The sequence below is a fragment of the Thioclava sp. DLFJ4-1 genome, from assembly GCF_002020145.1.
GTDB classification, from domain to species: domain Bacteria; phylum Pseudomonadota; class Alphaproteobacteria; order Rhodobacterales; family Rhodobacteraceae; genus Thioclava; species Thioclava sediminum.
The window spans coordinates 406,201-429,311 of sequence record NZ_MPZT01000004.1; the positions used below are offsets into that span (position 1 = coordinate 406,201).

Sequence of the window (23,111 nt, forward strand, 5' to 3'; positions counted from 1 at the left end):
TCTAACGGTTCTTGCGGCGCGGGAGGCTGAGGGCATAGCGTCCCGGCCCCTGCGCCGCGAGGATCAAGAGCCCGCCGGCGATCGCCCAGTTCTTCACGAAGATCGTCACCTGCCACGGGTCGGCGCGCAGCTGCCAGTGAAACCAGCTGGTGAAGATGCAATAGGCGGCAAGGATGAGGGCCCAAGCCCGCACCTTCGGGCCGAAGATCAGGCCGAGCGCCGCGATCAGGTTGAACAGCGCCACAGGCCAGACCAGCCAGCCGGGCAGGCCAAGCCAGCCGATCATCTCCTCGACCATTTGCGGATCGGTGACTTTCTGCACCGCGCCGCCGAAGAACAGCAGAGCGATCAGGATGCGGCCGATCAGGTTGAGTGCGTCGGACATGTGGGGCTCCCAAGTTTCGCGTTTACCAATCGGCTACGAAATCTGTTGCGTGCGAGATCAGTTCCGCCGATATCTGGGGCATGTTAAGGATTTGTTCACTCCTCGTTCTTCTGGCGGTGCCCGCCGCATCGCAGCTCTCGGCGGCCACGGTGACCGGTCTGCCGCGCGTCGTCGATGGCGATACGCTGGTGGTCGCGAATACGCGGGTGCGGCTTTTCGGGATCGACGCGCCGGAGGCGAAGCAGAGCTGCAAGACGGCGCAGGGTGTGCGCTGGGCCTGCGGCCGGGCGGCCACGGCGGAGCTGCAGCGGCTTGTGGGGCAGGGGGTGCGCTGCTCGGGCGATGAGGAAGATCGCTACGGGCGGCTGATCGCGGTCTGCCGGGCAGGCGGGCGCGACCTGAATGCCGAGATGGTCGCGCGCGGGGCGGCCTTCGCCTATCGGAAATATTCGCGCGATTACGTGTCGCAGGAGGAGCGGGCGCGGCGCGCGGGCCTCGGTGTCTGGCAGGGCGCGGCGCAGCGCCCCGCAGAGGTGCGGGCAGCGGCCAAAGTTCAGAATCCGCCGGGAAATTGCGCGATCAAAGGCAATATTTCCGGGCGCGGACGGCTCTATCATCTGCCGGGCACGCGCGCTTATGCCGCCACGCGGATCAACGAGGCCAAGGGCGAGCGGTGGTTCTGCTCGGAAGCCGATGCAAAATCGGCCGGATGGCGTCGCGCGGGCGGCTGATTTGATGCGCATCAAGGTGGGACGAGTCGCGCTGGCCTAATGTCGACCCGACAGCAAGGAAAGGGAGCGACATGGCCAATACGCCGCACACGCTGCAAGAAGAATTCCCGACGAAACTCGATCGGATTCACGAGTTGAAAATCTCCAACGCGCATTTTGCAAAATTGTTGGACGATTACGACGCGCTCAACGATCGCGTGCACCGGGCCGAGACGAATGTGGAGCCGATGGACAGCTTGGCCGAGACCGACCTGCGCAAGCAACGCGCCGCAGTGAAGGACGAAATCGCGCGGATGCTGGGCACCGCCGACGCCTGAGTTGTAGGGTAACGAGTGATTTGGTGGGACGCCTCGAGGCTTCGGCCCCGGGGCGTTTTTCTATGCGATGTCGTAGGGCAGAAGGCCGCGATGGTCGGGGTCGACATGCAGGCGGCGTTCCAGCGGCGGAACCGAGCGCTGGTGGCAGTCCTTGCGCTCGCAGATCCGGCAGGAGATCCCGATCGGCTGGTAGGCCTTCGGATTGCCGAGCTCCATATCGTCGGCATAGACGAGCCCTTTCGCGTGGCTCACCTCGCAGCCCAGACAGATCGCGTAGCGCCGCACAGGCGCGGTGAAGCTGCCACCCGACTTCGAGACGTCGCGCGCGAGGCAGAGATAGCGAACGCCATCGGGGGTCTCGGCGAGTTGGCGCAGAAATTTCGTGGGTGTCTCAAAGGCTTGGTGGACGTTCCAGAGTGGGCAGGCGCCGCCGAACCGGGCGAATTGCAGTCGCGTGGCAGAGTGACGCTTGGTGATCGTGCCGGCCTGATCGACGCGGACGAAGAAGAAGGGGATGCCCTTCGCGCCGGGCCGCTGAAGGGTCGAGAGGCGGTGGGCGACCTGCTCGGTCGAGGCGGTGAAAATATCGCAGAGCCGCTCCAGATCGTGGCGGGTGTCCTGTGCCGCCTCCAGAAAGGGGCGATAGGGCAGAAGCGCCGCGCCCGCGAAGTAATTGGCCAGACCGATCTTGGCGATGGCACGGGCGGTGTCGGACTGAAAACGCGCGAGGTCGAGCGTGGCCTCCAGCAGGTCGTTCTGGGTCATCAGCGCGACCTGATGGAGCAGTTGGAACGCCTGCGTCGGGCGGCCCGCATGGGCGTTGATCAGAAGGCGATTGCCATCGCGCTCGCGCAGCTGCGAAATGTCGGAAAACTGCACGTCGATGCCCCGTTTCGCGAGGGTGTCGATCGCATGAGGAATCGGCTCCAACCTATTGCCATCGCGGCAGGAATAGCGCTCGGCGGCGCGGTCGACGGCATCGATGTAATTGTCGCAATAGTGGAAGAAGTCGCGGACCTCCTCCCAGGGGGAGACCACCGTTTGCGCGCCCTCGCGGCCCAGGGCTTCGTCGAGCGAGGCGAGGCGTTCATGGGTTTGGCGATAGGCGCGGTGCAACTCGAGGAAAGACCGGGCGAGGGCGGGTGCATTGGACGCCGCGAGCCGCAGATCTGCCAAGGGCGGCGCGCCATCGGAGAAGATCGGATCGGCCAGCGCCTCGCGCATGTCCGAGACCAGCCGCTCCGCATCGCCTGCCGATAGCTCGGTCACGTCGAGGCCAAACTCGCTCGCCAGCGCCAGCACGACTTGCGCCGAGACCGGGCGGTGGTTGTTCTCCATCTGGTTGAGATAGGGCAGCGACACGCCGAGCCGCTCGGCGAAGGCTTTCTGGGTCAGGCCGAGCCGCGTGCGGGTTTCGCGTAGTTTCACACCGGCATAGAGTTTCTGAGTCGCCATCTGCCCCTCCCTTTGCAAATGAATTTGTAGCTTTGCAAAAATCCTGCGTCAAATTTTCCCGGGTCAGAAACGGCGCCACGCCGTCAATCGGCAATACGCTTCGATCAGCAACGAACTTCGCAGTTATGCAATTCGCTATCCGTTGCTTGCCAATTATTTGCAAATTTTCTCGAATCCCCTTTGTAAGATTGTTGCGTTCGGAATAGTGTGCCGGGAAATTATGCGGAGGACCCTCATGAGAGACATCCTGAAGGAGCTGGAGCATCGGCGCGACGAAGCCCGCCTTGGTGGCGGCGAGAAACGCATCGAGGCGCAGCACAAGAAGGGCAAGCTGACCGCGCGCGAGCGGATCGAATTGCTGCTCGACGAGGGCTCTTTCGAAGAGTTCGACATGTTCAAAACCCATCGCTGCACCGATTTCGGGATGGAAGAGAGCAAGCCCTATGGCGACGGCGTCGTCACCGGCTGGGGCACCGTGAACGGGCGCATGGTCTATGTGTTCAGCCAGGACTTCACCGTCTTCGGCGGCTCGCTGTCGGAAACCCATGCCGAGAAGATCTGCAAGATCATGGATATGGCGGTGCAGAACGGTGCGCCGGTGATCGGGATCAACGATTCGGGCGGTGCGCGGATTCAGGAAGGCGTGGCGTCGCTTGCGGGTTATGCGGACGTGTTCCAGCGCAACATCATGGCCTCGGGCGTGGTGCCGCAGATCAGCCTCATCATGGGCCCCTGTGCTGGTGGCGCGGTCTATTCGCCCGCGATGACGGACTTCATCTTCATGGTGAAGGATACGTCTTACATGTTCGTCACCGGCCCCGACGTGGTGAAGACGGTCACGAACGAGCATGTGACGGCCGAGGAGCTGGGCGGCGCGTCCACCCACACCAAGAAAAGCTCGGTCGCCGACGGCGCCTATGAGAACGACGTCGAGGCGCTGTTCGAGACCCGCCGCCTGATCGACTTCCTGCCGCTGTCGAACCGCGAGAAGGCTCCCGTACGGCCCTTCTTCGACGAGGTGGACCGGATCGAGGCGTCGCTCGACACGCTGGTGCCGTCGAACGCGAACACCCCCTACGATATGAAGGAACTGATCCTGAAGATCGCGGATGAGGGGGATTTCTTCGAGATCCAGAAGGATTTCGCAGGCAACATCATCACCGGTTTCATCCGTCTCGAAGGGCAGACGGTCGGCGTGGTCGCGAACCAGCCGATGGTGCTGGCGGGCTGTCTGGACATCGATTCCAGCCGCAAGGCGGCGCGCTTCGTGCGCTTCTGCGATGCGTTCGAAATCCCGATCCTGACGCTTGTCGACGTGCCGGGCTTCCTGCCGGGCACCAGCCAGGAATATAACGGCGTCATCAAGCACGGTGCGAAGCTGCTGTTCGCCTATGGCGAGGCGACCGTGCCGAAGGTCACCGTCATTACCCGCAAGGCTTACGGTGGCGCTTACGACGTTATGTCCTCCAAGCACCTGCGCGGCGATTTCAACTACGCCTGGCCGACCGCGGAAATCGCGGTGATGGGTGCCAAGGGCGCGGTCGAAATTCTCTACCGTTCGGAGCTGGGCGAGCCTGAGAAGATCGCCAAGCGCACCGCCGATTATGAGGACCGTTTCGCGAACCCGTTCGTGGCGGCCGAGAAGGGCTTCATCGACGAGGTGATCCAGCCGCGCTCGACACGTCGCCGGGTGGCCCGTGCCTTTGCGGCGCTGCGCTCGAAGAAGCTGTCCAACCCGTGGAAGAAGCACGACAACATCCCGCTCTGAGGAGGCGCATGACGGGCAGGCCGAGGATCACGACGCTCTTGCCCGGCGCTCTCGCCGGGATGGTGCTGGCGTCTCCGGCGCCGGCTCAGGAGCTGCGGGAGGTGACCCCGGTGCCCGATTACGGGGCGGTGATGCATCCGGGCAATCTGGGTGAGGATCTGGGGCCGGGCGATGGGCCGGAGGGGACGAAGGGCGATGCGATCCCGGTCCCGTCGGGGCAAAAGGTCTGGTGGATCGACGTGATCCATAACGAGGCCGGGCCGGACGGGCTGACCTATCGCTTTCGCTTCCTTGCGCCGCAGATCGGAGGGCGCAGTCCGCTGTCCTCCGATATCGCGCTGAAGGATATCGAGGCGCTGTGCAACGGGTGGGTGGTGCCGCGCCTGCCGCAGCCCGGTCCGGAGCCCGCGCAGGTGATGGTGAGCCTGTCGGACCAGATCGTGCCGTTCGGCGATGCCGCCCCCGAGGTGGTGCAATATTTCGACAGCTTTTCCGTCGAGGACGGAAACTGCGTTTGGGAGTTTTTCTGATGGCTTTGGCCGGAACCGCAGATCACAGCTTGGAGGGCATAATGCCGGGGCGCGCGCAAGCGCAGCCGCTCACGGCTAAATCGCGCTTTCGTGAGCGGGATTTGCAGGCTAACCTGCCCTTGGGGAAAGCAATTTTGGTCCCCGCATTGAAACGGGTCGTGCCGGACCTCGCCGAGATCGGGGCGGGCGCCCCCTTGGACAGGAGAACGACATGTCGAAAGCTCTCATCGCGCTTGGCCTCGTGGCCTTCGTCGCAGCCTGCGCACCCAAGCCTGAGCCCGCGCCGGTGGCCGTCACCACCGAGCCGACCTACACCGGCAAGTACAAATAATCTGCGTGCGGGGCGGGGCGGCAGCCGTCGCCTTGCCCTCGCGATCCCTGCGGGAGCCGTGGCGCTGTGTGATACGCCATACGGTTACCTAGCGGCAATTATCCTTCCAGAGTACGCTCTTAGCCATTCCAACAATGAGTGGGGGAGAGTGAAATGGTCCGAATTTCTCTGGGCGCGGTTGCCTGCGCGGCTTTGCTTGTGGGCTGTGCGCCCAAGCCGGAGCCTGCACCTGTCACCGTGGAGCCGGTCTATACCGGCAAATATGGCGGCCCCGTCGCCAGTGGCGGCTCGTGCCGACCGACTGGGCGGCTCGTCGACTCGCAATACCCGGCGTCCGTGCCCGACTGTCCGCTCGAATGCGGACCGCTCGAGACCGCGACTGCCGCAACAGCGCAGCGACCGGCACAATGTGTGCCCGAGCCGCGCGGCGGATCAATGCGTCAGCCGACGGGAACGCCTCGCTCGACAACTCCGAACGACCCGACGCGCGGGTAACAGTGTTGCACCGCTAACGCTCAGCACGCGCCGTCCCAGCAACTTTAAAGGGGAGGGCGCGTCATGCTGAAGCATCGCGGTTTCCCGTCGCGGTTACCCTCGACGGATTATCAATTCACCATTCGCCGTGCCAACAAGAAGGGCGCGACGAAGCTCATCCGGCGTGAACGCTTTGCCGATCGCGGCCACGGCGATCGCAAGGCCGATGCGGGCTTCATGGCCGCGCTCTGGGCGCAGTTCGGCGAAGAGCCGTTCGAGCGCGGCAATCTCGATGCGGGCCGGTTGAGCTGGCTCTTCGGGCGCGAGGTGGTGGCCGCCGAGGATCCGTTCGATCCCGAAAGCTACGAGGCGCTTCTGAAAATCGACGTGAAACGCGCGGAAGCCTCCTTCCCGGAGGTCTTCGCCGATCCCGACGCCTTCGCCTTCGATGATGACGAGGATGAGGATTGGGCATGATTTCGCTGATGTCCTGCGCGAAATGGCGGCATGCCGCCGAACCTCATGGTTGCAGGGATTTCGCCTTTGCAATCGCCGGTGCGCGCGGTCACATTGAGCGGGCAAGCCGTACTGTCCCCAACACCCGCGGCTTGTTTAATATCCCTACCCCTTCCCTATTCCTGCGGCCTGATCTTATGGTCGGGCCGCAGCTTTTTTCTTTCGGGGGTCAAGGGGGGCTCCGCCAAGATGTGAAGGGGAGCGGCGATAGCTCGCCGATGGGGCTTCAGCTCGCGTTTTCGCCGTTGGCTTTTCACGGCGCCGCGATAAACTCGCGTCCAATCATAACCGCTATTGGAGGCAGTTTCCCATGCGTAAAACCCCGATCCTTCTTGTCCTTGCCGGCCTCGCTCTCGCAGGCTGCATGCAAACCGACGGCCAGCGCGCCCTCGCCGGTGCGGCCGGCGGCGCGATCATCGCGGATGCGACCGACAACAACGCGCTCACCGGTGCGGCCCTCGGCGCGCTCGCAGGCACGTATTGCGACGACGCAGGCGTCTGCCAGCGCTCGTACTAAGCACATCTGCGCGGCTCTGACCGCGTCCGATCGCTATTCGACCGCCATCGGGGCTGTACGCCCCGGTGGCGGTTTTTCTTTTGTCTCACATCATGAACACGACACGCGGGGCGGGGGGATGCCCCTCCCGCACCGGAAGGGAAGGGCCTGACATGTTCAAGAAAATCCTGATCGCCAACCGTGGCGAGATCGCTTGCCGCGTCATCAAGTCGGCGCAGAAGATGGGGATCAAGACGGTCGCCGTCTATTCCGATGCCGATGCGCAGGCGCTGCATGTCCAGATGGCCGACGAGGCGATTCATATCGGCCCGCCGCCCGCGAACCAGTCCTATATCGTGATCGACAAGATCATGGATGCGATCCGCCAGTCGGGCGCCGAGGCGGTTCACCCGGGCTACGGCTTCCTGTCGGAGAACAAGAAGTTCGCCGAGGCGCTCGAGAAAGAGGGCGTCGCCTTCATCGGTCCGCCCTCGGGCGCGATCGAGGCGATGGGCGACAAGATCACCTCGAAGAAGCTCGCGAAAGAGGCGGGCGTGTCGACCGTGCCCGGCTACATGGGCCTGATCGCGGATGCCGATGAGGCGGTGAAGATCTCCGACGAGATCGGCTACCCGGTGATGATCAAGGCCTCCGCAGGTGGCGGCGGCAAGGGGATGCGTATCGCGTGGAATGCCGAAGAGGCGCGCGAGGGCTTCCAGTCGTCCAAGAACGAGGCCGCGAACAGCTTCGGCGACGACCGTATCTTCATCGAGAAATTCGTGACGCAACCGCGCCACATCGAGATTCAGGTGCTCGCCGACAAGCACGGCAACTGCGTCTATCTGAACGAGCGTGAATGCTCGATCCAGCGCCGCAACCAGAAGGTCATCGAAGAGGCGCCGTCGCCCTTCCTCGACCCCGAGACGCGCAAAGCGATGGGCGAGCAGGCCGTGGCCCTGTCGAAAGCGGTGGATTACTGCAGCGCGGGCACGGTGGAATTCATCGTCGATGGCGAGAAGAACTTCTACTTCCTCGAGATGAACACCCGCCTTCAGGTGGAGCACCCGGTCACCGAGCTGATCACCGGCATCGACCTCGTCGAGCAGATGATCCGCGTGGCCGATGGTGAGAAGCTTCCTATGAAACAGGAAGATATCGGCATCAACGGCTGGGCGATCGAGAGCCGCCTCTATGCCGAGGACCCCTATCGCAACTTCCTGCCCTCGATCGGGCGTCTGACCCGCTACCGCCCGCCGGTGGAAGGCAAGACCGCTTCGGGTGGCATCGTGCGCAACGATACCGGCGTCTTCGAGGGCGGCGAGATTTCGATGTTCTACGATCCGATGATCGCCAAGCTCTGCACTTGGGCGCCGAGCCGTGGCGAGGCTATCGAAGAGATGCGTCTCGCGCTCGATATGTTCGAGGTCGAGGGCATCGGCCACAACCTGCCGTTCTGTGCTGCGGTGATGGATCACGAGCGTTTCGTGACCGGCAACATCACCACCGCCTTCATCGAAGAGGAATATCCTGAAGGGTTCAACGGCGTGACGCTGGACGAGGGGATGCTGCGCAAGGTCGCGGCGGCCACGGCGGCGATGGAGCGCGTGGCCGAAATCCGGCGCACGAAGATCTCCGGCACGCTCGGCAATCACGAGCGCAAGGTCGGCGTGGATTGGGCTGTCTCGCTTCAGGATGAGGATTTCAAGCTCAAGGTGAACGCGGATCGCCATGGTTCGACCATCATCTTCGAGGATGGCGAAGAGATGCGCGTCGAGAGCGACTGGACCCCGGGCGACCCGCTGGCCGAGCTGAGCGTGAACGGTGCGCCCCTGGTGCTGAAAGTCGGCAAGATCCCGATGGGCTTCCGCATCCGGGTGCGTGGTGCCGATCTGAAGGTCCATGTCCGCACGCCGCGCCAGTTCGAGCTTGCGCAGCTGATGCCGGTGAAACTGCCGCCGGATACCTCGAAATTCCTGCTTTGCCCGATGCCGGGTCTCGTCGTGAAGATTTCGGTCGAGGAGGGCGCGGAAGTGCAGGAGGGTCAGCCGCTGGCCACCGTCGAGGCGATGAAGATGGAAAACATCCTGCGCGCCGAGAAGAAGGGCACCGTGAAGAAGATCAACGCCGAGGCGGGCGCGAGCCTTGCCGTCGACGACATCATCATGGAGTTCGAATAAGTGACGCCCGCGCCGTGGCATAGGGAGGCCGGGCGACCGGCTCACCCCGCCACGGCGGGGCGCGATCTATTGGCGTGTGCGCATCGGGAGAGCGGTCAGAAGCCGCGTTGTTCGCGGATCTCGTCGCGCCGGATCGGCATCTTGTCGATCGAGCGGACGATCTCGCGCGCGTCCCACGGGGCGGGCTTGCGCAGGTTCACCGTGCCGTCCTTGGCGATGATGACGAGGGAAAACCCGCGCGGGCGCAGCGTGCGCCGCACGTCGCTGGCCGGATCGGGCGTGGTGTCGGTGATGACGACGACGTCGCGCCGGGCCAGTTCCGCCCAGTGGTCCTTCAGATACCGGATCTGTTCCTTGAAAGCCGGGTCGAGCGGGCTGTCGGCGAAGACCACGATGGGCCGTTTCTGCCAGACGAACGCGTCCAGATCCGCATCCGCCCCATCGACCGGTGCGAAGGGGGGCGTGACCTCGGGCTCTTCCACGGCGAGATCGACGGTGCTCTCTTGGGCTGCGGCCGCGAAGGGCGTCAGCGCAAGAAATGCAGCGAGTCCAAGGGATAATAGTCGGGTCATGGGCTCCTCTCTCGTTCCTGATATATGCGCGCGAGCCCCCTCGCACCATGCCGGACCGTGCGAATTTTCGCCAAATGCGGCCTTTAAGCGCCCCGCAAGGACTCGCGGTGCAGACTGGCGCCGGGTTTTCGGGGCCGCGGCGGGGTGCCGCTTGGATCCGGGGCCGTGGGGGCCGGGCATGGATGTCATTCTGCATATCGGGGCGCATCGCACCGCGACGACGACGTTTCAGGCATGGATGCTGCAAAACGCCGATGCGTTGGCGGCAAGCGGGATCGCCTATTGGGGGCCGGACCGGACACGGGCGGGGCTGTTCTCGGGGCTGGTGAAGCGCCCCGATCTGGTGACACCCGAGGATGGGGCGGCGCTGTCGCGGCTGCGAACCGCGCTGGCGTTCGAGCTGGACCGGCTCGCCGATCAGGGGATGCGCCATCTGGTGATCTCGGAGGAGAACCTGCTGGGCGCGATGCCGCAATGCGTGGATATGCTGACGCTCTACCCGGATGCGGCGGGGCGGTTGGAGCGTGCGCGGCAGGTGCTGGGCGGGCATCTGGGCGGCGTGGCGCTGTCGATGCGGCGCTATGATATGTGGTGGTCCTCGGTGCTGTCGGTGATGGCGGGGCGGGGCGCTGGCCTGCCCAATGCGCGCGGGCTTGCGCGGCTTGCCGATCATCCGCGCGGCTGGCCGGAGGTGATCGCGCAGGCGCAGTCCGCGCTTGGGGCGCCCGTCACGGTCTGGAGCCATGAGGCGCTGGGGGCGGAGCCGCAGGCCCAGCTTCAGGCGCTTGTGCCGGGCGAAGGCCTGCCTGCCGGGCTGTTCGATGCCCGCAAACGGCGAAACGCGGCCCCGGGACGCGCGGCGCTGCGCGAGGGGCTGCTGCGCGCCGGGCACCGCGTCGCGGCGGGGCCGGGGCGCTGGATGCCTTTCGATCAGGTGCAGCGCGCGCAGATGACCGCCCGCTATCTGGAGGATCTGACCTGGCTGCGCAGCGCGCCGCAGGGACTGAATTTCGTGGAAATGACGGCCGAAGACGCGGGGAAGACACCCGCCGCGGCGACAGTGGAAGAAGGATTTGGCCATGACGGACAAGAAAGAGGACTGGCGTAACCTCGCCGAGAAGGAACTGCGTGGCAGGCCGTTCGAGGACCTGACCTGGAACACGCTCGAAGGGATCGCGGTCAAGCCGCTTTACACCGAAGAGGACGTGGAGGGGCTCGATCATCTGGGCACCATGCCGGGCCTGTCGCCCTTCACGCGCGGCCCGCGGGCTACGATGTATGCGGGCCGTCCGTGGACGATCCGGCAATATGCGGGCTTCTCGACCGCCGAGGAGTCGAACGACTTCTACCGCAAGGCGCTCGCCGCCGGGCAGCAGGGCGTGTCGGTGGCCTTCGACCTCGCGACGCACCGTGGCTATGACAGCGATCACCCGCGCGTCGAGGGCGATGTCGGCAAGGCGGGCGTGGCGATCGATAGCGTCGAGGATATGAAGATCCTGTTCGACGGTATCCCGCTCGATCAGATTTCTGTCTCGATGACGATGAACGGCGCGGTGATCCCGATCCTCGCCAACTTCATCGTCACCGGCGAAGAGCAAGGCCATGACCGCAGCGTTCTGTCGGGCACGATCCAGAACGACATCCTCAAGGAGTTCATGGTCCGCAACACCTATATCTATCCGCCCGAACCCTCGATGCGGATCATTGCGGATATCATCGAATACACCTCGAACGAGATGCCGCGGTTCAACTCGATCTCGATCTCGGGCTACCACATGCAGGAAGCCGGCGCGAACCTCGTGCAGGAGCTGGCCTACACGCTGGCCGACGGGCGCGAATATGTCCGCACCGCGATCAAGGCGGGGATGGATGTCGACAAGTTCGCAGGCCGTCTGAGCTTCTTCTTCGCGATCGGGATGAACTTCTTCATGGAGGCCGCCAAGCTGCGCGCGGCGCGCCTGCTGTGGAGCCGGATCATGGAAGAGTTCGAGCCGAAGAAGCCGCAAAGCTCGATGCTGCGCACGCACTGCCAGACTTCGGGCGTCTCGCTGGCCGAGCAGGACCCCTATAACAACGTGATCCGCACGGCGTATGAGGCGATGTCGGCAGCGCTTGGCGGCACGCAGTCGCTGCACACCAACGCGCTCGACGAGGCGATCGCGCTGCCCACCGAGTTCTCGGCCCGGATCGCGCGCAACACCCAGCTGATCTTGCAGGAAGAGACCGGGATCACCAACGTGGTCGATCCGCTCGCGGGCTCCTATTACGTCGAGAGCCTCACGGCGGAACTGGCCGAGAAGGCTTGGGAGCTGATCGAGGAAGTCGAGGAGATGGGCGGCATGACGAAGGCCGTGGCCTCGGGCATGCCCAAGCTGCGCATCGAGGAGACCGCCGCCCGGCGTCAGGCGCTGATCGACCGGGGCGAGGATGTCGTGGTCGGGGTGAACAAGTATCGCCGCGAGACCGAGGACGAGCTGGATATTCTCGATATCGACAATGCGAAGGTGCGCGACAACCAGATTGCGCGGCTCGAGAAGATGCGCGCAAGCCGCGACGAGGCGGCCTGCGAGGCGGCGCTGACGGAACTGACGCGCCGCGCCTCCGAGGGTGGCAACCTGCTCGAGGCGGCGGTGGAAGCTGCCCGCGCCCGGGCCTCTGTGGGAGAAATTTCTATGGCGATGGAAAAGGTGTTCGGACGTCACCGCGCCGAGGTGAAGACTTTGGCTGGTGTTTATGGCGCGGCCTATGACGGCGACGAGGGCTTCGCCCAGATCCAGAAGGACGTCGAGACCTTCGCCGAGGAAGAGGGTCGCCGTCCGCGGATGCTGGTGGTGAAGATGGGTCAGGACGGCCATGACCGCGGCGCCAAGGTGATCGCGACGGCCTTCGCCGATATCGGCTTTGACGTCGATGTGGGGCCGCTGTTCCAGACGCCGGAAGAAGCAGCGCAGGACGCGATCGACAACGACGTGCATGTGGTCGGGATTTCGTCGCAGGCGGCGGGTCACAAGACGCTGGCACCCAAGCTGATCGAGGCGCTCAAGGAGAAGGGCGCGGAGGATATCATCGTGATCTGCGGCGGCGTGATCCCGCAGCAGGATTACGACTACCTCAAGAAGGCGGGCGTGAAGGCGATCTTCGGGCCGGGGACGAACATCCCGCTGGCCGCGCGCGAGATCCTCGACATCGTGCGTCAAGCGCGGGCCTGAGGGCGCGGGGGAGGTGGCACGGGCGAGGGGGCTCTGCCCCCGCGCTGACGCGCCCCCCGGGATATTTTGACCAAGGCGAAGTTCGGGCTTTGCTTTGAATTTGGGCGGCGCGCGGGGGAACTCTGCGCGCCGCCAGTCATTTCAAAACATTACAACGATTTAATCACAGGGCGGATTTGCGCGGGTGCATTTCCGCCGCAGCGCGGCTAGACTTGAACCATGGACAAGCCCATCTCCCTTTGGTCGCGTATCGCGCAGGCGCTCTCCGCTCTCGGGCGGGGGGAGGCGCTGTCGACTGTTTTCGACAATCTGCGCCAGCCGCCGGAGCGCTCGGTCGCTTTCACCATCGCGGTGATTGCGCTCGGGGCGAAAATGGCGAAGGCCGACGGGCAGGTCACGCGCGACGAGGTCGCGGCGTTCCGGCGCATTTTCCAGATCCCGCCGGAAGAGGAAGCCAATGCCGCGCGCGTCTTCAACATGGCGCGCACCGATGTGGCGGGCTTCGACGCCTATGCCCGCAAGATCGCCAATATGTTCGGCCCCGGCGCAGATGTGCTGAAAGACGTGCTCGAAGGGCTGTTCTTCATCGCGCTGGCCGATGGCGATTACCACGAGGGCGAGGATGCCTTCCTGCTGGAGGTCGCGCGGATCTTCGGGCTGGAGGAATGCTGTTTCCACGGCATGCGCTCTGCCTTCGTGGAGGATGCCGATCCCGATCCGTGGACCGTGCTGGAAGTCGAGCCCGGCACACCGCTTCCCGAGGTGCGCAAGGTCTGGCGCAACAAGGTGCGCGAGGCGCATCCCGACCGGGCGATTGCCCGCGGTCTGCCTGAGGAGGCCGTGCAGCTCTCCGAGGCGCGGGTGATCGCGCTCAACAAGGCCTGGGAGGAAATCCGCGCCAGCCATGCGGAGGCGTGATGCGGATCGCCACTTGGAATATCGAGTGGTTCAACAGCCTTTTCGCGCGCAACGGGACGCTTCTCGACGATAGTGAATGGTCGGCGCGCTACAACGTGACGCGCAGCCAGCAGACCGGCGCGATCGCGATCGTGATGAGCGCGCTGGAGGCCGATGTGCTTCTGGTGGTCGAGGCGCCCGACGACAATCATCGCCACAAGACGGTGGATATGCTCGAAGGCTTCGCGGAGCGGTTCGGGCTGCGCCAGCGCCGGGCGCTTCTGGGCTTTTCCAACGACACGCAGCAGGAGCTGGCGCTGCTCTACGATCCCGATGTCGTGACGGCGCAGCACGATCCGCAAAGCTCGGAGGCGTGGCCGCGCTTCGATGGCAGCCTGCGGATCGACCTCGATATCGATGCGCGGATGGACACGGTCACCTTTTCCAAGCCACCGCTCGAAGTCACGCTGGGAACGCAGAGCGGGGAAGTGCTTCGGCTGATCGGCGTGCATGTGAAGTCGAAAGCCCCGCATGGCGCGACGAGCCTCGAGACAGCCACCCGCATGGCGATCGAGAACCGGCGCAAGCAATTGGCGCAGTCGATCTGGATCCGGGGCCGCGTGGAGGAGCATCTCGCGGCGGGAGACAGTCTGATCGTGCTGGGCGATTTCAACGACGGTCCGGGGCTTGATGAATACGAGAAGCTGTTCGGACGCTCGGGCGTGGAGATCGTCGCGGGCGAGGGTGGCCCGGAAGCGGAACGGCTGCACGATCCCCATGCGCGGCTGTCGAAAGCGCATCATACGGCCGCAGCCCCCAGTTCCGCGCGGTTCTACCTCGTCGATCAGAAGCAGTATTTCTCGGCCATGCTGGATTATGTGATGCTCTCGCCCGATCTGGCAGCCCGGGCGAGGAAGTGGCGTATCTGGCACCCGTTCGACGATCCGCATATCTACCGCGTGCCCGAATTGCGCGAGGCGCTTTTGCAGGCCTCGGATCATTTTCCCGTCTCGGTCGATATCGATTGATCGGGGGCGTGATTTTCGCGCCGCTTCAGCGTAGGATCGGAGCTATGAAACAGCCGCTTGTCCTCGCTTTGTCGCTCGCCCTTCTGGCAACGCCCGTCTCCGCGCAGGAGGAGGGCGGCGACGCTGGCGGCGATGTCGATCGCGGATTCTCCTTGCTGCAGGAGGGCGCGCAGTCGCTGTTTCGGGGGCTCATGGGCGAGATGAAGCCGCAACTCGACGAGATGCAGAAAGGCTTGGGGGAGGCCGCGGCCCAGTTGGGGCCGAAGCTGCGCCAATTCCTCGCGCTGGTCGACGACATGTCGAATTACGGCGCGCCCGAGCGGCTGCCCAATGGCGATATCATCATGCGGCGCAACGCGGACGCGCCGCCGCCGCCGCCCCTAATGACCGAGCCGCCCGAGGATGCGCCGCAGAAAGACGGCCCGAACCAAGGCGGGCCGATCGAGATCCCGGAGGGCGGGATCGAGCTTTAATCGGTGATGATCGGCTCGGCCTTCAGCGCATTCGCAAGTGAGCGGAAGCGCGACTCGGCGACTTCGCCCATCAGCGCCTTGCCGCGCTTGGTCAGTTTCAGTTCCAGCTCGCCCTTCTTGGCCGAATATTTCAGCTCGCCCGCATCGGCGGGGCTGTGGGTCGCGAACATCGAGCCGAAGCGCATCGCTTTGCCCAGAACCTCGGCCTCCTGAATCTGCTCTTCCGTCAGCAGCGGCAGGAACGGTTCCAGCCGCGAGCCGCCGCGCGAGTTCTTGTAGCGATGCAGCAGCGCCACGCCGAGCCAGATCCGCTCGGGGTGGGACATGGCGGAATAGTTCGCGCGGGTGACGTTCTCGAAACAGGCCTCGGCGCGGTAATCGGGATGGGTGCGCCATGTCGTGTCATGCAGCAGACAGGCCGCGCGCACGAGACGGAATTTCTCGGGCGGGAGCGGCCCGAAGATCGGCTCGATGAAGGCGTGGAGCTTCTTGCCGAAACCGGGCATCCGGCTCATCACGCGCTCGGTATGGCGCGCGGCTTCCACCAGCGGATCGCGGCGGCGCAGCCGTTCGGGCATCTGTTCGTAAAGCAGCCCTTCGCGGATCCCATAGGCAGAGACGTCGATCTCCTTGGGCTCGAAGGTGGCGATCAACTCGCGCAGCACCTGGCTTGCCAGCGGGACGAGTTCCATCCGCGCCGAGGAGGTGCCGGTTTTCGCGCGCAGCTTCTCCATGTCGGATTTCCCGATCCACTCGATCGTCTCGCCCAGCTCGTCGGGCTTCATCCGGTATTCGTGCTGCACGAGGAGCGGGTAGTCGCGCCGCTCCATGTCGAGACGTGCGATGGCGCGCCACGAGCCGCCGACGAGGTAGATGCGTTCGTGTTCGGTGCCGACCTTCTCGGCCAGATCCTTGATCGTGGCCTGAATATGGGCGGTGATCGCCTTTTTGCCGCCGGAAATCTGCTGCAGGCGGAAAGGGCCGAGCTGTGAGGTGGCGCGACGCCAGACCTTGCCGCCGCGAATCTCGGCCAATTCCATCGAGTTGCCGCCGATATCGCAGACGAGGCCCTCTGCCTCGGGCCAGCCTAGGAGCACCCCTTGCGCCGAGAGGCGCGCCTCTTCGAGCCCGTCGACGATATGGACCTTCAGGCCGGTCTCTTTCTCGATCTTGCGGTGAAACTCGGGGCCGTCCTCGGCATCGCGCATCGCGGCGGTGGCGACGCAGGTGAGCGGGCCGATGTCCATCCCCTCGGCGAGCGCGGCGAAGCGTTTGAGCGCGGTCAGCCCGCGTTCGCGCCCCTCGGGATTGAGTCTGCCGGTTTCCGCCAGACCTTGGCCGAGACCCGCCATGACCTTCTCGTTGAAGAAATAGGCGGGACTGCGCGCCGCGCCGTCGAAGACGACCATCCGGATCGAGTTGGAGCCGATATCGACGACGCCGACGCGCGAGAGCGCGCGCACGGATGGGTCATCGAAGAGAGGCTGGCCGAACGGATCCCAATCGTCGCTGTCATCAACTGCCGGCGCCGCTTTGTCTTTGCTCATCTGCCCGTCCGTTCGAGTCGTTCGCACCCAAAGCTAGGGCTAGTCGAAGCTATGGGCAAGTTCGGGAACGTCGCTTGCCCCAGCGGAACCCCGGCCCGAGAGCGAGGGATATTCCATGAAGAACCGGTGGCAGGAGAACAGGTCCTCGCGGTCGTCGGGCAGGTGGCGGATGAACTTGCCGTCGGGCTGCAAAATCCAGCTCTGCGCCTCGTCGGCCATGTTCGCCGCCATGATCTGGCTGACGATCTGCGCCTTCACCGTGGGGTTCTTGGCCTCCACCAGCGTCTCGACCCGGCGATTGAGGTTGCGCCCCATCCAGTCGGCGGAGGAGAAGAACACCCGCGCGTCGTTCGACGGCAGGGCGTGGCCATTGCCGAAGCACACGATGCGCGAATGCTCCAGGAACCGTCCGACGATGGATTTGACGCGGATATTCTCGGACAGGCCCTTGATGCCGGGGCGGATGCCGCAGATGCCGCGGATCACGAGCGAGATTTTCACCCCCGCCTGCGACGCCTTGTAGAGCGCGTCGATCACGTCGGATTCGATCAGCGAATTCATCTTCGCCCAGATCGCCGCGGGTTTGCCCGCCTTGGCGTGCTCGATCTCCCGGTCGATCAGGTCGAGCAGGCGCGGCTTCAGCGTTATCGGCGAGATGGCGAGGTTCTCCAGACCCTCGGGCTGCACGTAGCCCGAGAGGTAGTTGAAGACCTTGGTGGCATCGCGCCCCAGCGCCGCGTCGCAGGTGAAGAAGCTCAGATCGGTATAAATCTTCGCCGTGATCGGGTGGTAATTGCCCGTGCCGTAATGGGTATAGGTCACGAGATGATCGCCCTCGCGGCGCACCACCGTCGAGATCTTGGCGTGGGTCTTGTAGTTGATGAATCCGTAGACGACATGGGCGCCGGCGCGCTCGAGCCGGCGCGACTGGCGGATATTGGCGGCCTCGTCGAACCGGGCCTTCAGTTCAACCAGAGCGGTCACCGACTTGCCGTTCTCCGCCGCCTCACACAGCGAGGAGACGACGGGGCTGTCTTTCGATGTCCGATAGAGCGTCTGCTTGATCGCCAGCACGTTCGGGTCGTTCGCCGCCTGATCGATGAAGCGCACCACGAGATCGAAGGTCTCGTAGGGGTGGTGCAGAAGGATGTCCTTCTGCTTGATCGCGGCGAACATGTCGCCCTCGTGGTCCTGCACGCGTTCGGGCACGCGCGGGGTGAAGGTTGGCCAAAGCAGATCGGGCCGCTCGTTCAGGATCAGTTCCTTTACATCGGCAATGCCCACGAGGCCCTTTTCCTCGACAACCTCGTCGGGGTCGACATGCAGTTCGCGCATCACCAGCGCCTGCAAGTCCTCGGGCGCGCCCGGGGAAACCGACATCCGGATAACCTGACCGCGGCGGCGGCGCTTGAGCGCGGTCTCGAATTCGCGCACGAGGTCTTCGGCCTCGTCCTCGACTTCCAGATCGCTGTCGCGCAGCACCCGGAACGAGCACGACCCCACATCCTTGTAGCCCGGGAAGAGCGAGCTCAGATGCAGCATGAGAAGCTGTTCGAGCGGCAGGAACCGCGCCTCGCCCGGGAGGCGCACGAAACGGTCGATCTGCGCGGGGATCGGCAGCAGAGCCTGCAACCGGCGCTGATCGCTTTCGCGCTCCAGCTCCAGCGCGAGGCAGAAGCCGGTATTCGGGATGAAGGGGAAGGGGTGCGCGGGGTCGATCGCCAGCGGCGAGAGCACCGGGAAGACGTTGTTGAGGAAGTGATCCGAGAGGAAGTCGAGATCGCGCTTGGTCAGCCGCGAACGGCTCACGACATGGATGCCTTCGCGCTCCATCTCGCGCTTGAGCGCCGACCACGTCGCCTGCTGGGTGTCCATCAGCCGCCGGGCATTGGCGTTGATCTTCTCCAGCTGCTCGGCCGGGGTGAGCCCGTCATCGGAAGCGTTCACGTTGCTTTCGCGCACAAGCTCCATCAGGCCCGCCACGCGCACGGTGTAGAATTCGTCGAGATTGGTGGCCGAGATCGACAGGAAGCGCACGCGCTCCAGGAGCGGCACACGCGGATTGCGCGCCTCTTCCAGAACCCGCCAGTTGAAGGCCAGCCAGCTCAGTTCCCGGTTGAAGAACCGGCCCGGTCCGCTGATCTCCGACTCGGGCAGCGCGATTGGCGTGGGGAAGGGGGTCTTGAGGAAATCTGCTTGGGTCATGGCGCGCTTATCGTTGGATTTTGTAATGGCTCCGTGACAGTTTGCGCGGCTCAGTCGAGACTGTCCAGAACCTCCGCCGCCAGTCTTTGGGTGATCGCACGGCGCTGCGCCAGAGCCTGCCGATCGAGCGCCGCGACCAGTTTGCGCGCGGTCGCCAGAGAGCGGTCCATCCGCGTGACCAGCCAGCCGATCAGGTTGGGCGGAACGGTCAGTTGCCGGTCCGAGAACAGCTTCACCAGCACGGCCGCCAGCAGCGCGTCATCGGGCGGTGTGATCCGCACCGTCGCGGTCGCCTCCATCCGGCTGATCAGATCGGGGAGGGTCATCCCCCAGTCGCGCGGCGGTGTGCGCGCGGTCAGCAACAGCCGCCCGCCCTCGGCCTGCATCAGATTGTGCAGGTGAAACAGCGCGCGCTGGCCCGCCTCATCCGCGCCGATCCTCTCGGCGCGTTCGATCACGGCGGCCCCTTTCGCGACTAGTGCGGGGGCCATCTCTTCGGTCAGCTCGCGCGCGGGCAGGATGTCGGCGCCTTGTTCATCGGCCCAGATCGTCGCGAGATGCGTCTTGCCCGCGCCTTCCGGCCCGATCAGGATCATCCGGCCCAGCGGCCATGTTTCGGGTGCATCGAGGGTCGTCACCGCCAGCGCATTGGCTGGCGAGATGAAGAAGTCTTCACGCCCCTGCGCGGAACGCAGGTGCAGCGGGAAGGTCAACTGCTCGGCCATTCTCAGCTCTCGTGTTCGGTCGTCTCGGTCGCGCCCGTCACTTCCCCGGTCTCCTCGTTGATGAGAGAGATCGGCGAATGGGCTGTCGGCTCGCGCTCCGTTTGCCCTCGGTAAAGCGCCCCTTGCAGATATTGGTCGATGAAGAAGCGCGCAACCACTCCGATCACCGCAGCGACGGGAACGGCGACCAACATGCCAACAAAACCGAACAAAGTGCCGAAAGCGGACAGCGCGAAGATCAGCCAGAGCGGATGCAGCCCGACCGAATCGCCCACGAGTTTCGGGGTGACGAAGTTGCCTTCGAGAAATTGACCGAGCACGAAGATACCCGCGACGATGCCGATATTGAACCACTCGCCCCAGAACTGGAACAGCGCAAGGCCGATGGCGAGCGCGCCGCCGATGATCGCCCCGATATAGGGGATGAAGGTCAGCGCGCCTGCGACCGAGCCTACCAGCAGCCCGAAATCGAGCCCCGCCGCCATCAGCGCGATCGCGTAGAAGCCGCCGAGCACGAGGCAGACCGTGACCTGACCGCGCACGAAGCCCGAAAGCACCCGGTCGATATCGCGGGCGATGGTGCGGATCGTGTGGACGTGATCGCGCGGCAGCCAGCCGTCGACCTTCGCCACCATCCGATCCCAGTCGAGCAGCATGTAGAAGGCCACGACCGGCACCACGACGATGAAGATGATGACGTTTACCAGCGTCATCGCCGAACTCAGCAGGGTCGCGGCCAATTCTCCGCCCCGTGCCTTGATCGCGGTGCCGAGCGTATTGAGCGTGTCGTTCACGACCGAGTTTTGCAGGAGATTGGGGAAACGCTCGTTCAGGAAGGCCTGCAACGAGGCAAGAAGATCGGGGGCGAGGGCGACGAGCTGTCCCAACTGCCGCGCCAGCATCGGCACCACGGCCAGCGCCAGCACGACGAAAATCAGAACCGTCACCAGCCCGATGATCGCGGTCGAGGCCGCGCGGCTCAGCCCCAGCTTCTCCAGCCGGTCTGCGAGCGGGTCGAGGAAATAGGCGATCGCGCCACCCATGATGAAGGGCAGGATGACATTGCCCAGCCACCACAGCGACAGGACCAGCACCAAGGCGGCGACGGACCAATAGGTGACTTGCTGGCGGGCAGGCAGGGCCATGCGCGGTCCTTCGTCAGTGATGCGTTCGCTTTAACGTGGCGAAATGCGGTGGGAAATCAAGGCTAGGATCGCGCACGCCCCTTCCTCTTGGCGGAAATATCCCGGGGGAGGCGCGGATGCGCCGGGGGCGGAGCCCCTCATAGGCGACAGTCGCAACCTGCGCCACCATCTTGCCCAACGCCCCCGTTTCCTCTAGGCCAAACGCAACGTCTGACACCAACCCTCGAAGGACCGCTCATGCGCCTGTCCCGCTATTTTCTTCCCGTTCTCAAGGAAACCCCCGCCGAGGCGCAGATCGCCTCGCATCGGCTGATGCTGCGTGCGGGTATGATCAAGCAGCAGCAGGCCGGGATCTATTCCTGGCTGCCGATGGGCTTCAAGGTGCTGCGCCGGATCGAGCAGATCGTGCATGAAGAGCAGGCGCGCGCCGGCCATCTCGCGATCCAGATGCCGACGCTGCAATCGGCCGATCTGTGGCGCGAGTCGGGCCGCTATGACGGCTATGGCGAGGAAATGCTGCGGATCACCGACCGTCAGGGGCGCGATATGCTGTATTCGCCCACCGCCGAGGAGATGGTCACCGACATCTTCCGCGCGCATGTGTCGAGCTACAAGCAGCTGCCGCTGACGCTCTATCAGATTCAGTGGAAATTCCGCGACGAGATCCGTCCGCGCTTCGGCGTGATGCGCGGCCGCGAATTCCTGATGAAGGACGGCTACAACTTCGACCTGTCGAAGGAAGACGCGCTGCACGCCTATAACCGCCACCTCGTCAGCTACCTGCGCACCTATGAGCGCATGGGGCTGCAGGCAATCCCGATGCGCGCCGATAGCGGCCCGATCGGTGGCGATTACACCCATGAATTCCTCGTGCTGGCCGAGACGGGCGAGTCGGAAGTGTTCTACGACAGCGAGATCACCGATCTGACCTTCGGCGACCGCGAGATCGATTACGACGACGTGGCGCAGTGCCAAAGCGTGCTGGAGGAGTTCACCTCGCGCTATGCTCGCACCGACGAGACCCATGACGAGGCGGCCTTCAACGAGGTCCCGGAAGAGCGTCGCCGCGTCGCGCGCGGCATCGAGGTCGGTCAGATCTTCTATTTCGGCACGCAATATTCCGAGGCGCTGGGCGCGAGTGTCCAGACCCCGGACGGCTCGAAAGTCCCGGTCCATATGGGCTCGCACGGGATCGGCGTGAGCCGTCTCGTCGGCGCGCTCATCGAGGCGAACCACGACGACAAGGGTATCATCTGGCCCGAGGGCGTGACGCCGTTCCATGTAGGTATCGTCAATCTCAAGCAGGGCGATGTCAGCTGCGACAGCGCCTGCGAAGCGCTCTACCGGGCGTTCCTCGATCACGGGCTCGACCCGCTCTATGACGACCGCGAAGAGCGCGCAGGCGCGAAATTCGCCACCATGGACCTGATCGGTCTGCCGTGGCGCATCACCGTCGGTCCGCGCGGGATCGCGGCCAACAAGGTGGAACTGACCTGCCGCCGCACCGGCGAGAGCGAGGAGATGCCGGCGGAAGAGGCGGTCGAGAAGATCGTGGGCATCTATGCGGGGCTTTGATCTGATCGTTGCTGCGGTCGCGGCGGGCCTGCTCGCCGGGCCCGCTTTGGCCGAAGGCTCGGGGCAGGGCGCCCGGCAGGGCCTCGTGGCGTGGTCGAGCGACGCGCTCGGCATCTCGGCGAAAGTGCCGCAGGGCTGGACGTCGGACGAGATGCCGGGGGGCGGGATCCTGTTCTCCGCCCCCGATATCGATCCGCACAAGACCGCCCATGTCGCGCTGCGCGCCCATGCCGATCAGGGGTCTGATCTGGCGGCTGCGCATGATCAACTGCTGCACACGATCCTGCTCGATGGCGATACCGTGCTGTCGGACGATGTGACCGAGGACGGGTTCGCAATCCGCTCCAAGGACACGTTCGGCAAGGTGACGCTGCGCAAGACCGAGCGGCTCGATTGCGCGGGTGGGGCGGTGCTCGCCTCCGTCCAGACCGATTACCCCGCCGATCTGGCCGAGGGCATGGCGCCGCTTCTGGCGGATGTGCCCGGCACGTTGGGCTGCAAATAGGGGGCTCTGCCCCCGCCCGTTCCGGGCTCCCCCGGGATATTTCGACCAAG

The 23,111-nt window shown here is 64.6% G+C and carries 22 protein-coding genes; 15 read left to right on the forward strand and 7 right to left on the reverse strand.

The annotated features are described in order from the left end of the window. Nucleotide 1 precedes the first annotated feature (1 nt). A complete protein-coding gene (locus BMI85_RS14890) occupies nt 2-385 on the reverse strand; it encodes a DoxX family protein (protein ID WP_078601826.1) in 384 nt (127 codons plus the stop codon). 80 nt (nt 386-465) lie between these two features. On the opposite strand from BMI85_RS14890, the gene BMI85_RS14895 reads away from it, so the two are divergent. Continuing rightward, the gene (locus BMI85_RS14895; protein WP_078601827.1) at nt 466-1,116 is read left to right on the forward strand and encodes a thermonuclease family protein; all 651 of its coding nucleotides are present in this window, start codon (nt 466-468) and stop codon (nt 1,114-1,116) included. A 71-nt stretch (nt 1,117-1,187) separates the two neighbouring features. Continuing rightward, complete coding sequence (locus BMI85_RS14900; protein WP_078542708.1) at nt 1,188-1,433, forward strand: YdcH family protein; 246 nt, start codon at nt 1,188-1,190, stop codon at nt 1,431-1,433. A 60-nt stretch (nt 1,434-1,493) separates the two neighbouring features. On the opposite strand, the gene BMI85_RS14905 is transcribed toward BMI85_RS14900, so the two are convergent. Then, nucleotides 1,494-2,888, reverse strand: coding sequence for a helix-turn-helix transcriptional regulator (locus BMI85_RS14905; RefSeq protein WP_078522857.1), 1,395 nt, complete (start codon nt 2,886-2,888; stop codon nt 1,494-1,496). Nucleotides 2,889-3,123: 235 nt separating this feature from the next. Here BMI85_RS14905 and BMI85_RS14910 point away from each other — a divergent pair, with 235 nt between their 5' ends. The 6 genes from BMI85_RS14910 (at nt 3,124) to BMI85_RS14930 (ending at nt 9,180) form a co-directional block, all read left to right on the forward strand. Beyond that, nucleotides 3,124-4,656 (forward strand): acyl-CoA carboxylase subunit beta, encoded by a 1,533-nt coding sequence (locus BMI85_RS14910; protein ID WP_078522856.1) that lies wholly within the window; start codon nt 3,124-3,126, stop codon nt 4,654-4,656. A gap of 8 nt (nt 4,657-4,664) precedes the next feature. After that, nucleotides 4,665-5,186 (forward strand): DUF6497 family protein, encoded by a 522-nt coding sequence (locus BMI85_RS14915; RefSeq protein WP_246832571.1) that lies wholly within the window; start codon nt 4,665-4,667, stop codon nt 5,184-5,186. A 484-nt stretch (nt 5,187-5,670) separates the two neighbouring features. Continuing rightward, nucleotides 5,671-6,012 carry a hypothetical protein gene (locus BMI85_RS21150; protein WP_108722403.1) on the forward strand — a complete coding sequence of 114 codons (342 nt, stop codon included), beginning with the start codon at nt 5,671-5,673 and terminating at the stop codon, nt 6,010-6,012. 63 nt (nt 6,013-6,075) lie between these two features. Then, nucleotides 6,076-6,468 (forward strand): hypothetical protein, encoded by a 393-nt coding sequence (locus BMI85_RS14920; protein WP_078601828.1) that lies wholly within the window; start codon nt 6,076-6,078, stop codon nt 6,466-6,468. A gap of 349 nt (nt 6,469-6,817) precedes the next feature. Beyond that, a complete protein-coding gene (locus tag BMI85_RS14925; RefSeq protein ID WP_078571734.1) occupies nt 6,818-7,024 on the forward strand; it encodes a hypothetical protein in 207 nt (68 codons plus the stop codon). 152 nt (nt 7,025-7,176) lie between these two features. Next, a complete protein-coding gene (locus BMI85_RS14930; protein WP_078547480.1) occupies nt 7,177-9,180 on the forward strand; it encodes an acetyl/propionyl/methylcrotonyl-CoA carboxylase subunit alpha in 2,004 nt (667 codons plus the stop codon). Between the two features lie 95 nt (nt 9,181-9,275). Here the strand turns inward: BMI85_RS14930 and BMI85_RS14935 are convergent, their stop codons facing one another. Next, nucleotides 9,276-9,752 carry a DUF4174 domain-containing protein gene (locus tag BMI85_RS14935; protein ID WP_078601829.1) on the reverse strand — a complete coding sequence of 159 codons (477 nt, stop codon included), beginning with the start codon at nt 9,750-9,752 and terminating at the stop codon, nt 9,276-9,278. Nucleotides 9,753-9,930: 178 nt separating this feature from the next. On the opposite strand from BMI85_RS14935, the gene BMI85_RS14940 reads away from it, so the two are divergent. The 5 genes from BMI85_RS14940 (at nt 9,931) to BMI85_RS14960 (ending at nt 15,359) form a co-directional block, all read left to right on the forward strand. Beyond that, a complete protein-coding gene (locus tag BMI85_RS14940; protein WP_078601830.1) occupies nt 9,931-10,860 on the forward strand; it encodes a hypothetical protein in 930 nt (309 codons plus the stop codon). Then, nucleotides 10,832-12,961 carry a methylmalonyl-CoA mutase gene (gene scpA / locus BMI85_RS14945; RefSeq protein WP_078601831.1) on the forward strand — a complete coding sequence of 710 codons (2,130 nt, stop codon included), beginning with the start codon at nt 10,832-10,834 and terminating at the stop codon, nt 12,959-12,961. Before BMI85_RS14940 ends, scpA begins: the two co-directional genes overlap by 29 nt. A gap of 231 nt (nt 12,962-13,192) precedes the next feature. Further along, nucleotides 13,193-13,879 carry a TerB family tellurite resistance protein gene (locus BMI85_RS14950; protein WP_078601889.1) on the forward strand — a complete coding sequence of 229 codons (687 nt, stop codon included), beginning with the start codon at nt 13,193-13,195 and terminating at the stop codon, nt 13,877-13,879. Then, nucleotides 13,879-14,886, forward strand: a complete 1,008-nt coding sequence (locus BMI85_RS14955) for an endonuclease/exonuclease/phosphatase family protein (RefSeq protein ID WP_078601832.1) — start codon at nt 13,879-13,881, stop codon at nt 14,884-14,886. Before BMI85_RS14950 ends, BMI85_RS14955 begins: the two co-directional genes overlap by 1 nt. A 44-nt stretch (nt 14,887-14,930) precedes the next feature. Beyond that, on the forward strand, nt 14,931-15,359 hold the full coding sequence (locus BMI85_RS14960) for a hypothetical protein (protein WP_078571740.1): 429 nt from the start codon (nt 14,931-14,933) through the stop codon (nt 15,357-15,359). On the opposite strand, the gene BMI85_RS14965 is transcribed toward BMI85_RS14960, so the two are convergent. The 4 genes from BMI85_RS14965 to BMI85_RS14980 are packed head-to-tail and all read right to left on the reverse strand — an operon-like array spanning nt 15,356 to nt 20,981. Next, nucleotides 15,356-16,906, reverse strand: coding sequence for a Ppx/GppA family phosphatase (locus BMI85_RS14965; RefSeq protein ID WP_078601833.1), 1,551 nt, complete (start codon nt 16,904-16,906; stop codon nt 15,356-15,358). The two genes, BMI85_RS14960 and BMI85_RS14965, sit on opposite strands and share 4 nt — an antisense overlap. Nucleotides 16,907-16,945: 39 nt before the next feature. Next, nucleotides 16,946-19,111, reverse strand: a complete 2,166-nt coding sequence (locus tag BMI85_RS14970; RefSeq protein WP_078601834.1) for an RNA degradosome polyphosphate kinase — start codon at nt 19,109-19,111, stop codon at nt 16,946-16,948. 50 nt (nt 19,112-19,161) lie between these two features. Then, on the reverse strand, nt 19,162-19,836 hold the full coding sequence (locus BMI85_RS14975; RefSeq protein WP_078542719.1) for a DnaA/Hda family protein: 675 nt from the start codon (nt 19,834-19,836) through the stop codon (nt 19,162-19,164). A 2-nt stretch (nt 19,837-19,838) separates the two neighbouring features. Next, complete coding sequence (locus BMI85_RS14980) at nt 19,839-20,981, reverse strand: AI-2E family transporter (protein ID WP_078601835.1); 1,143 nt, start codon at nt 20,979-20,981, stop codon at nt 19,839-19,841. Nucleotides 20,982-21,218: 237 nt separating this feature from the next. Between BMI85_RS14980 and proS the strand changes: the two genes are divergently transcribed. Both proS and BMI85_RS14990 read left to right on the forward strand, forming a co-directional pair. Further along, a complete protein-coding gene (gene proS / locus BMI85_RS14985) occupies nt 21,219-22,556 on the forward strand; it encodes a proline--tRNA ligase (protein WP_078601836.1) in 1,338 nt (445 codons plus the stop codon). After that, entirely contained in the window at nt 22,543-23,061 is a 519-nt protein-coding gene (locus BMI85_RS14990) for a hypothetical protein (protein ID WP_078542722.1), read from the forward strand. The genes proS and BMI85_RS14990 overlap by 14 nt, the downstream gene beginning before the upstream one ends. Nucleotides 23,062-23,111 lie beyond the last annotated feature (50 nt).